We start from the raw sequence: 8,960 nt of genomic DNA, 5'->3' as shown, positions 1-8,960 counted from the left end.
GGCGAAGGAGGTGGCCCGCCGGCTGGGGCTGCTTCCCCAGAGCGCGACAGCACCGGACGGCATCACCGTGGCCGACCTGGTCGCCCGCGGGCGCTACCCGCATCAGAACCTGATGCGGCAATGGTCGGATGCTGATGAGAGGGCCGTGCAGCATGCTCTCGACGCGACCGGCACCGCAGACCTCGCGTCCCGCCCGGTGGACGCTCTCTCAGGGGGCCAGCGTCAGCGCGTCTGGGTCGCCATGGTCCTCGCGCAGGAGACCGACCTGCTGCTGCTCGACGAGCCGACGACGTTCCTCGACGTCGCCCACCAGGTGGATCTCATGGAACTGCTCGCGCACCTCAACGCTCAGGGCCGCACTCTCGTCGCCGTGCTGCACGACCTCAATCACGCCGCGCGCTACGCGAGCCACATCATCGCGATGCGCGATGGGCGCATCGTCGCCGAGGGCCCGCCGAGTGAGGTGATCACGAGCGAACGGGTGCAGCAGGTGTTCGGCCTCGCGAACGTCGTGATCGAAGACCCTGTCACCGGAGGACCGCTGGTCGTGCCGTTGCGCGGGTCGGCTCCTGCCGGAGTGCGATCATGACCACCGAGCGCCCCTGGGCCTACAGCGCCTTCCCGGTCGAGGTCCGAGCGCGGGTGATGCTCAGCCCGCACTTCGTCAGGCTGACTCTGGGCGGAGAGAGTCTGCGGAACTTCGCCGACTGGGGCACGGATCAGCGGATCAAAGTCGTCCTGCCTCTGGCGGACGGCAGCATCGCCGACTTCGGGCTGCTCGACGAGCCGACGCCGCATCCCTCCGACTGGTACACGCGGTGGCGCTCCCTCCCGGAGGACGAGCGCAATGTGCTCCGCACGTACACGCCGTCCGCGATCAGAGCGGAGGATGCCGAGATCGACATCGACTTCTTCCTCCACGAGCCCGCCGGCCCCGCCTCGGCATGGGCGGCTGCGGCTTCCCCTGGTGACCGCCTCGTCGTCAACGGGCCGGACGCGCGGATGAGGTGGACCGGGTACGGGCTGCACTGGCAACCGGGAGACGCGCATCGGTTCCTGATCGTCGCCGATGAGACCGCGTTCCCCGCAGTGCGCGGCATCCTCGATTCCCTCGCGCCGGGCGCTCGCGCCGAGGTCTTCCTCGAGTGCGGCGACCCCGCCGATGATCTCGTCTCGCCGGCGGCCCCCGACACGGCGCGCGTGCACCGTGTGCTGCGCGATGCCGGTGACTCGGAGGCGATCGAACGGGCGGTGCACGCCTGGGGTGCCGCCCACGGTGCATCCGCCCGCGAGGACACCGGTTTCTATGCGTGGATCGCGGGCGAGTCCAGCGCGACCACCGGCATCCGCCGATATCTGACCTCGGACATCGGCATCGCAAAGGATCGCGTCTCCTTCCTCGGCTACTGGCGGAGAGGCGGCCCACTCGTCGGGTGATCCCTGGAAGAAGCGATCACAGAAGCCGATGCGGCCGACGCGAGGCGGGTGTAGGTTGCGGAGATGGAGCCGATCCGAGTGGGCCTCGTGGCCGACCCGGCTTCGCCCACCGCCGTCGCGCGCCGGATGACCGACCTCACGCCACCGATCGCCGCTGCGGCAGACAGCTGGATCATCGAACTCGTCAGCGAGCCGTTCACCCTCGGGTCTGAAGACGTCGACGTCGCCCTGGAGCGGCTACGTGCGCACGCTGAGCAGAACGGGTGGGATCTCGTCATCGGTGTCACGGAGCTTCCGCTTCGCGACGACGACGGCCGCTACCTGCTGGCGGCGATCGATCCTGGTCGCCAGTCCGCGGTGCTGTCGCTGCCCGCGCTGGGCGGGTTCCGAGTGCGCAGCCGCGCCCGCCACGCGGTGCGGGGACTCGTCGACGGGATGGCCGAGCCCGCCTCGCCGGAGGAGCAGCGCCTGCCACTGCCTGGGCTCAGCGCACGCGGGCGCGTGCTTCTGGGGATGGTGCTGGCCAACCGTCCGTGGATGCTCGCCGCCGGGCTCAAATCCGCGCTGATCGCGGCGCTTGCGACCGGCGCGGTGGCGACGATCGAGCCGACGGTGTGGTCGCTCGCCAGCGCGCTGTCGGGCTGGCGTCTGGTGGCGGCGACAGTCGCCTCCATCGCGATCATCATCGCCTGGATCGTGATCGATGGCAGGCTCTGGGACCGTCCGGACGACGACTCGCTCCTGGCCCGTGAGAGGTCCCGTCTCTACAACACCTCGACGCTGCTGACACTGACCATCGGCATCGTCATCTGCTATCTGGCGCTGTACGTCGTGAATCTGGCCTGGGCGCTGTTCGTGCTCGACACGGCGGTGATGAGCGAGTCCCTCGGCCGAACCGTCGAAGTCGGCGATCTGTTCGTGCTCACCTGGTTCGTCGCATCGGCGGCGACACTCGGCGGGGCTTTGGGCACTGGTCTGGAGTCCGATGATGCGATCCGCGCCGCCACCTACTCGAAGCGCGAAGAGGAGCGCCGAGCCCGCCTGGCCGACGAGCGCACCTGAAGCCGTCACATGATGAAGGGGGCGGATGCCGTGGCATCCGCCCCCTTCATCATGTTGAGCAGGTGACTCAGAAGTCCCAGTCGTCGTCTTCCGTCGCCTCGGCCTTGCCGATGACGTAGGAGGAGCCCGACCCCGAGAAGAAGTCGTGGTTCTCGTCGGCGTTCGGCGAGAGAGCCGACAGGATCGCCGGGTTCACGTTCGTGACGGTCGAGGGGAACATCGCTTCGTAGCCGAGGTTCATGAGCGCCTTGTTGGCGTTGTAGTGCAGGAACTTCTTGACGTCCTCGGTCAGGCCGACGCCGTCGTAGAGGTCCTGCGTGTACTGCACCTCGTTGTCGTAGAGCTCGAACAGCAGGTTGAAGGTGTAGTCCTTCAGCTCCTGGCGGCGCTCTTCGGTCTCGTTCTCGAGACCCTTCTGGAACTTGTAGCCGATGTAGTACCCGTGCACGGCCTCGTCGCGGATGATGAGGCGGATCAGGTCGGCCGTGTTCGTGAGCTTGGCCTTGGACGACCAGTAGATCGGCAGGTAGAAGCCCGAGTAGAACAGGAACGACTCGAGCAGCGTCGAGGCGACCTTGCGCTTGAGCGGGTCGTCACCCTGGTAGTAATCCATGATGATCTGAGCCTTCTTCTGAAGGTTCGGGTTCTCCGTGGACCAGCGGAAGGCCTCATCGATCTCCTTCGTCGACGCGAGCGTCGAGAAGATCGAGGAGTAGCTCTTGGCGTGCACCGACTCCATGAACGCGATGTTCGTGTAGACGGCCTCTTCGTGAGGGGTGATCGCGTCGGGGATCAGCGACACCGCGCCGACGGTGCCCTGGATCGTGTCGAGCAGCGTCAGCCCGGTGAAGACGCGCATGGTGAGCAGCTGCTCTTCGGGCGTCAGCGTGTTCCACGACTGCACGTCGTTCGACAGCGGCACCTTCTCAGGCAGCCAGAAGTTGTTCACCAGACGGTTCCAGACCTCGAGGTCCTTGTCGTCCTGGATGCGGTTCCAGTTGATCGCCTGAACGCTGTCGACCAGCTTGATCGGGGGGTGAGGAGTCATTGTTCTTCGTCGTTTCTTGTGGTCAGAGCCGGATCAGAGCATGCACGAGACGCACTCGGTCATGTCGGTGCCCTCGAGCGCCATCTGACGCAAACGGATGTAGTAGATCGTCTTGATGCCCTTGCGCCATGCGTAGATCTGAGCCTTGTTGATGTCACGCGTCGTGGCGGTGTCCTTGAAGAACAGCGTCAGCGACAGGCCCTGGTCGACGTGCTGGGTGGCGGCGGCGTAGGTGTCGATGACCTTCTCGTAGCCGATCTCGTATGCGTCCTGGTAGTACTCCAGGTTGTCGTTCGTCATGAACGGCGCCGGGTAGTAGACGCGGCCGAGCTTGCCTTCCTTGCGGATCTCGATCTTCGACGCGATCGGGTGGATCGACGACGTCGAGTTGTTGATGTACGAGATCGAGCCGGTCGGGGGCACCGCCTGCAGGTTCTGGTTGTAGATGCCGTGCTCCTGGATCGACGACTTCAGCGCCACCCAGTCGGCCTGCGTCGGGATGTGCTTGCCCGCGAAGAGCTCCTTGACCTTCTCGGTCTCGGGCACCCAGGCGCGCTCGATGTACTTGTCGAAGAACTCCCCCGACGCGTACGTCGAGTCCTCGAAGCCGTCGAAGGCCTGCTTGCGCTCGATCGCGATGTTGTTCGAGGCGCGCAGCGCGTGGAACAGCACCGTGTAGAAGTAGATGTTCGTGAAGTCGATGCCCTCTTCGGACCCGTAGTGCACGTGCTCGCGAGCGAGGAAGCCGTGCAGGTTCATCTGGCCGAGGCCGATCGCGTGCGAACGGTCGTTGCCGTCCTCGATCGAGCGGACCGAGCGGATGTGGCTCTGGTCGCTCACCGCGCTCAGTGCACGGATCGCCGTCTCGACCGTCTGGCCCAGGTCATCGGCATCCATCGACAGCGCGATGTTCATCGAGCCGAGGTTGCAGGAGATGTCCTTGCCGATCTGGTCGTACGACAGGTCGTCGTTGTACGTGGTCGGCGTGTTCACCTGCAGGATCTCGCTGCAGAGGTTCGACATGTTGATGCGGCCCTTGATCGGGTTGGCCTTGTTCACCGTGTCCTCGAACATGATGTACGGGTAGCCCGACTCGAACTGGATCTCGGCGATCGTCTGGAAGAACTCGCGCGCGTTGATCTTGGTCTTCTTGATGCGCGGGTTGTCGACCATCTCGCGGTACTTCTCGGTGACCGAGATGTCGCCGAAGGGAACGCCGTAGACCTTCTCGACGTCGTACGGCGAGAAGAGGTACATGTCCTCGCCGTTCTTGGCGAGCTCGAACGTGATGTCGGGAACCACGACGCCGAGCGACAGCGTCTTGATGCGGATCTTCTCGTCGGCGTTCTCACGCTTGGTGTCGAGGAAGCGCATGATGTCGGGGTGGTGCGCGTTGAGGTACACCGCTCCTGCACCCTGACGGGCACCGAGCTGGTTGGCGTAGCTGAAGCTGTCTTCGAGGAGCTTCATCACGGGGATGATGCCCGACGACTGGTTCTCGATCTGCTTGATCGGAGCGCCGGCCTCACGGATGTTCGAGAGCAGCAGTGCCACGCCGCCACCGCGCTTGGAGAGCTGGAGAGCGGAGTTGATGCCGCGGGCGATCGACTCCATGTTGTCTTCGATGCGCAGCAGGAAGCAGCTGACGAGCTCGCCGCGCTGAGCCTTGCCCGAGTTGAGGAAGGTCGGCGTCGCGGGCTGGAAGCGGCCGGAGATGATCTCCTCGACCAGCGCGACGGCGAGGTTCTCGTCGCCGCCGGCGAGGCCGAGGGCCGTCATCACGACGCGGTCTTCGAAGCGCTCGAGGTAGCGCTTGCCGTCGAACGTCTTGAGCGTGTAGCTCGTGTAGTACTTGAACGCGCCGAGGAACGTCTCGAAGCGGAACTTCTTGCTGTAGGCGAGGTCGTTGAGCTTCTGGATGAACTCGAGCGAGTACTGCTCGATCACGGCGGGCTCGTAGTACTCCTTCTCGACGAGGTAGTCGAGACGCTCCTTGAGCGAGTGGAAGAACACCGTGTTCTGGTTGACGTGCTGCAGGAAGTACTCGCGTGCCGCCCGCTTGTCGGCGTCGAACTGGATCTTCCCGTTCGCGTCGTACAGGTTCAGCATCGCGTTGAGGGCGTGATAGTCGAGGCCCTCGTAGGTCGGGTTCATCTTGAACGCCACCGTGTCCGTCACTGAGTCTGTTCCTGCCTGCTCGTCAACTGCGGTACCCACCGTCGCTCCAATCCGTCGCTCACGCGATCAACATCGTCTTGTGTGCCGAAGATCTCGAGCCGATACAAGTGAGGCACGTTGCACTTGCGGCTGATGATGTCACCGGCGAGACAGAACGAGTCGCCGAAGTTGGTGTTCCCCGCGGAGATGACTCCGCGGATGTGATTCCGGTTGCGCTCGTCGTTGAGGAACCGGATGACCTGCTTGGGCACCGCGCCTCGTTCGACGCCGCGCCCCTCACCCCCGCCGTAAGTGGGGGTGACCAGCACGAAGGGCTCGTCGACGACGAGATCTTCCTGCTGTCGGAGAAGGGGAATGCGTCGGGCCGGTAGCCCGAGCTTCTCGACGAAACGCGCGGTGTTACCCGAGGCGCTCGAGAAGTAGACCAGGAGCGGCGCGGCGGTCGCGACGGCGCTCATGGCGGATCACGCCAGACGCGAGGCGAGCTCGTCGATCTTGTCGGGACGGAAGCCCGACCAGTGGCCCTCGTCGGTGACGACGACCGGCGCCTGCATGTAGCCGAGCGCCTTGACCTGCTCGAGTGCGCTCGCGTCTTCCGACAGGTCGAGGATTTCGTACTCGATGCCCTTGGCGTCGAGCGCGCGGTAGGTGGCGTTGCACTGAACGCAGGACGGCTTCGTGTAGACCGTGATCGACATCTTTTCGCTTCCCCTCAAATCTCTGGCCTGCATCTGAATCAGGCTGTTTTCCGGTAGACCCTCACCGGGATCTCAATACTACATATAGGTACGGACATTCAGGGTGACCACTAGGGGTAGTAGTTACATACGTGTAGTTTTCCACCGCTCTCCACTGGTACAACACAGGTTCTCCACCGTTTCTTCCACAGGCTGAGGCCCCTCGGGAGCACCTCCGAACCGCGAGAAATCGCGGCTGGGAACGACCTGTGAGAGATCCATCCACAGGTCGGACGATACGGCCCACCTCCGACATCGGATTTTCTGTGGAAACTCGGTTTGGGCGTGTCGCGGCGTGTCGGGCATGAGCCGCTTCGACCGGCGTCCGCGGCTCCCGGTAGCGTTGACCCGTGGCGGGATATAACGACCTTCTTCGCACGCCCGGAGTGGCGCGCATGATCGCGGCACAGCTGACCGCTCGCTTCCCCAACGGGATGACCTCGCTCGCGATCCTGCTGCACGTCGAACAGCAGACCGGCTCGTACGGCTCGGCCGGCCTGGTGCTCGCCGCGACCAGCGTCGGGCAGGCCGTCGCCGGCCCGATCACGAGTCGATGGATGGGTGCCTGGGGCATGCGCCGCGTGCTCACCCTCACTCTCACCGTGTGCGTGATCGCCGTGCTCGGCCTCGCGCTCCTCCCCCTGAACGTCCCCGGCTACATGGCGCTGGGCATGATCGCCGGCCTCTCGACACCGCCGGTGCAGGCCGCCGTGCGCACCATCTATCCGAAGCTCGTGAACTCGAAGCAGCTCACCCCGCTGTTCTCCCTCGACGCCTCGCTGCAGGAGATCATCTGGGTCATCGCCCCGGTCGTGATCACACTCGTGTCGACCCAGGTCGGCACGGCCGAGGGACTCCTGCTCGTCGCCGTCGTGCTGGTCGGCGGCGGCGCGTGGTTCATCCTCTCTCCCGAGGTCGGCCGCGTGCGCATCCCGCGCAGTCGCAGCGCCCTCGGCAAGGTCGTGCTCAAGCCGCCGGTGCTGCTCGCCACCGTCATCGGGTTCCTGCTCATCGGCGCGTGCTCCGCGGTCGAGGTCGGCGTCGTCGCGACGTTCGAGCACGGCAGCCTGGCGGCCGGCCTCGTGCTCGCGGTGTTCGCCGTCGGAAGTCTCGCCGGCGGGCTCTCGTTCGGACACATCCCGATCGGCCCCTGGGCGATGGCCCGCCGCCTCACCATCGTCACGGTCGGCCTCGCACTCACGATGTTCTCCCTCAACGAGTTCTGGCTCGGCGGCACGCTCATCGTCGCCGGCATCGGAGTCGCGCCGGCCCTCGCCGTGCTGTTCGCCATCACGACCGCGAGCGTCAAGTTCAGCGAGACCGCCGAGGCGTTCGGGTGGGCCGGCACCGGGCAGCTGATCGGCGCCGCAGCCGGCTCCGCCGTCGCCGGCTTCCTCGTCGATGCGACGGATCCGCGCGGCGCCTATCTCGCCGCGACGCTCTTCGCCGCGGCCGGACTCGTCGTCTCTATCGTCTTCGTCCGCTCGTTCCCCGATCTGCGTCATCTCGATGCGAGTCCTCACCCCGACACCGAACCCCTGGCGGTCACCCCTTCATGAGCTCTGCCCCCTCCCCCGCATCCGCCGCCCCCGAGGTCGTCTGCATCGGCGAGTCCATGGGACTCGTCACCGCCCTGGGCGCTCCGCTCGCAGAGACCGAGACGGCAGCACTGGGGCTGGCCGGCGCAGAGGGAAATGTCGCGGTCGGACTCGTCGCGGCGGGCCACCGGGCCGCCTGGGCCTCGCGCCTGGGGGACGATCCGATCGGCGTGCGCATCTCGACCGAACTCGCGCGACGCGGCGTCGAGCTCTGGGCGACGACGGATGCCGATGCTCCGACCGGCGTCATGTTCAAGGACCCGGGCATCGAGTCGTCATCCGTCTACTACTACCGGCGCGGGTCGGCCGCATCGCTGATGGCGCCGGGGTTCCTCGATGCCGCTCGACTCGCGGGCGTGCGCATCGTGCACACGACGGGCATCACCCCCGCGCTCTCCGCCTCCTGCCGCGCGATGGTCGAGCAGCTGTTCGTCGACGCGCGGACGGCCGGCGCACTCGTCTCGTTCGACGTCAACGACCGCAGGGCACTGTGGACGATGCAGGATGCGGCCGAGACGCTGACCCGCCTCGCGGATGCCGCCGACATCGCCTTCGTCGGGCGCGATGAGGCCGAGCGCATCTGGGGCACCGCGACTCCAGACGAGATCCGCACGCACCTCCCGCACTGCGGTCTGCTCATCGTGAAGGACGGCGACGTCGGAGCGACCGCGTTCCACGGCGACGACGAGCCGGTGTTCGTGCGCGCACCTCGGGTCGAGGTCGTCGAGCCGGTGGGTGCCGGTGACGCCTTCGCAGCAGGGTTCCTCGCCGCGACGCTCGAGGGCGCGGCACTCGCCGAGCGGCTCTCGGCCGGCCACGCTGCGGCGGCGCGCGTGCTGACCACGCACGGCGACCTGCCGCCGCTGGCCTGAGCTCGGCACGCCTCACCCGCACGACCCG

9 protein-coding genes are annotated in these 8,960 nt (G+C 66.1%); 5 read left to right on the top strand and 4 right to left on the bottom strand.

Annotated features, from left to right (window positions below; translation table 11 throughout):
• The 3 genes from ACLKOY_RS17970 to ACLKOY_RS17960 form a co-directional block, all read left to right on the top strand.
• Nucleotides 1–589, top strand: a 589-nt coding sequence (locus tag ACLKOY_RS17970; protein WP_436454822.1) for an ABC transporter ATP-binding protein, incomplete at its 5' end; no start/stop codon positions are given.
• Nucleotides 586–1,437 carry a siderophore-interacting protein gene (locus ACLKOY_RS17965; protein ID WP_436454821.1) on the top strand — a complete coding sequence of 284 codons (852 nt, stop codon included), beginning with the start codon at nucleotides 586–588 and terminating at the stop codon, nucleotides 1,435–1,437. The genes ACLKOY_RS17970 and ACLKOY_RS17965, both read left to right, overlap by 4 nt.
• A gap of 63 nt (nucleotides 1,438–1,500) precedes the next feature.
• Nucleotides 1,501–2,499 (top strand): hypothetical protein, encoded by a 999-nt coding sequence (locus tag ACLKOY_RS17960; RefSeq protein WP_436454820.1) that lies wholly within the window; start codon nucleotides 1,501–1,503, stop codon nucleotides 2,497–2,499.
• A gap of 67 nt (nucleotides 2,500–2,566) precedes the next feature.
• Here the strand turns inward: ACLKOY_RS17960 and nrdF are convergent, their stop codons facing one another.
• From nrdF to nrdH, 4 genes are read right to left on the bottom strand one after another with little or no spacing between them, the layout of a single operon-like run.
• On the bottom strand, nucleotides 2,567–3,547 hold the full coding sequence (gene nrdF / locus ACLKOY_RS17955) for a class 1b ribonucleoside-diphosphate reductase subunit beta (protein ID WP_436454819.1): 981 nt from the start codon (nucleotides 3,545–3,547) through the stop codon (nucleotides 2,567–2,569).
• Nucleotides 3,548–3,580: 33 nt separating this feature from the next.
• Nucleotides 3,581–5,701: a class 1b ribonucleoside-diphosphate reductase subunit alpha gene (gene nrdE / locus ACLKOY_RS17950; RefSeq protein WP_042537901.1), complete on the bottom strand. Its 2,121-nt coding sequence runs from the start codon at nucleotides 5,699–5,701 to the stop codon at nucleotides 3,581–3,583.
• A gap of 20 nt (nucleotides 5,702–5,721) precedes the next feature.
• A complete protein-coding gene (nrdI, locus tag ACLKOY_RS17945) occupies nucleotides 5,722–6,183 on the bottom strand; it encodes a class Ib ribonucleoside-diphosphate reductase assembly flavoprotein NrdI (protein ID WP_311258356.1) in 462 nt (153 codons plus the stop codon).
• A 6-nt stretch (nucleotides 6,184–6,189) separates the two neighbouring features.
• On the bottom strand, nucleotides 6,190–6,423 hold the full coding sequence (gene nrdH / locus ACLKOY_RS17940; RefSeq protein WP_290163066.1) for a glutaredoxin-like protein NrdH: 234 nt from the start codon (nucleotides 6,421–6,423) through the stop codon (nucleotides 6,190–6,192).
• A 389-nt stretch (nucleotides 6,424–6,812) separates the two neighbouring features.
• On the opposite strand from nrdH, the gene ACLKOY_RS17935 reads away from it, so the two are divergent.
• A complete protein-coding gene (locus ACLKOY_RS17935; protein WP_436454818.1) occupies nucleotides 6,813–8,021 on the top strand; it encodes an MFS transporter in 1,209 nt (402 codons plus the stop codon).
• Nucleotides 8,018–8,932 carry a sugar kinase gene (locus tag ACLKOY_RS17930; RefSeq protein ID WP_436454817.1) on the top strand — a complete coding sequence of 305 codons (915 nt, stop codon included), beginning with the start codon at nucleotides 8,018–8,020 and terminating at the stop codon, nucleotides 8,930–8,932. The genes ACLKOY_RS17935 and ACLKOY_RS17930 overlap by 4 nt, the downstream gene beginning before the upstream one ends.
• Nucleotides 8,933–8,960 lie beyond the last annotated feature (28 nt).

It is taken from the genome of Microbacterium sp. K2 (assembly GCF_051365005.1).
Classification (GTDB): domain Bacteria; phylum Actinomycetota; class Actinomycetes; order Actinomycetales; family Microbacteriaceae; genus Microbacterium; species Microbacterium foliorum_B.
Note: the sequence above shows the minus strand (reverse complement) of the source record. Positions and strands in the feature narration are given on the sequence as shown.

What these genes read in the sequence shown, in the direction of transcription:
- ACLKOY_RS17965 (WP_436454821.1), top strand. Translation starts at nt 586, where the DNA reads ATGACCACCGAGCGCCCCTGGGCCTACAGCGCCTTCCCGGTCGAGGTC.
- ACLKOY_RS17960 (WP_436454820.1), top strand. Translation starts at nt 1,501, where the DNA reads ATGGAGCCGATCCGAGTGGGCCTCGTGGCCGACCCGGCTTCGCCCACC.
- nrdF (WP_436454819.1), bottom strand. Translation starts at nt 3,547, where the DNA reads ATGACTCCTCACCCCCCGATCAAGCTGGTCGACAGCGTTCAGGCGATC.
- nrdE (WP_042537901.1), bottom strand. Translation starts at nt 5,701, where the DNA reads ATGAACCCGACCTACGAGGGCCTCGACTATCACGCCCTCAACGCGATG.
- nrdI (WP_311258356.1), bottom strand. Translation starts at nt 6,183, where the DNA reads ATGAGCGCCGTCGCGACCGCCGCGCCGCTCCTGGTCTACTTCTCGAGC.
- nrdH (WP_290163066.1), bottom strand. Translation starts at nt 6,423, where the DNA reads ATGTCGATCACGGTCTACACGAAGCCGTCCTGCGTTCAGTGCAACGCC.
- ACLKOY_RS17930 (WP_436454817.1), top strand. Translation starts at nt 8,018, where the DNA reads ATGAGCTCTGCCCCCTCCCCCGCATCCGCCGCCCCCGAGGTCGTCTGC.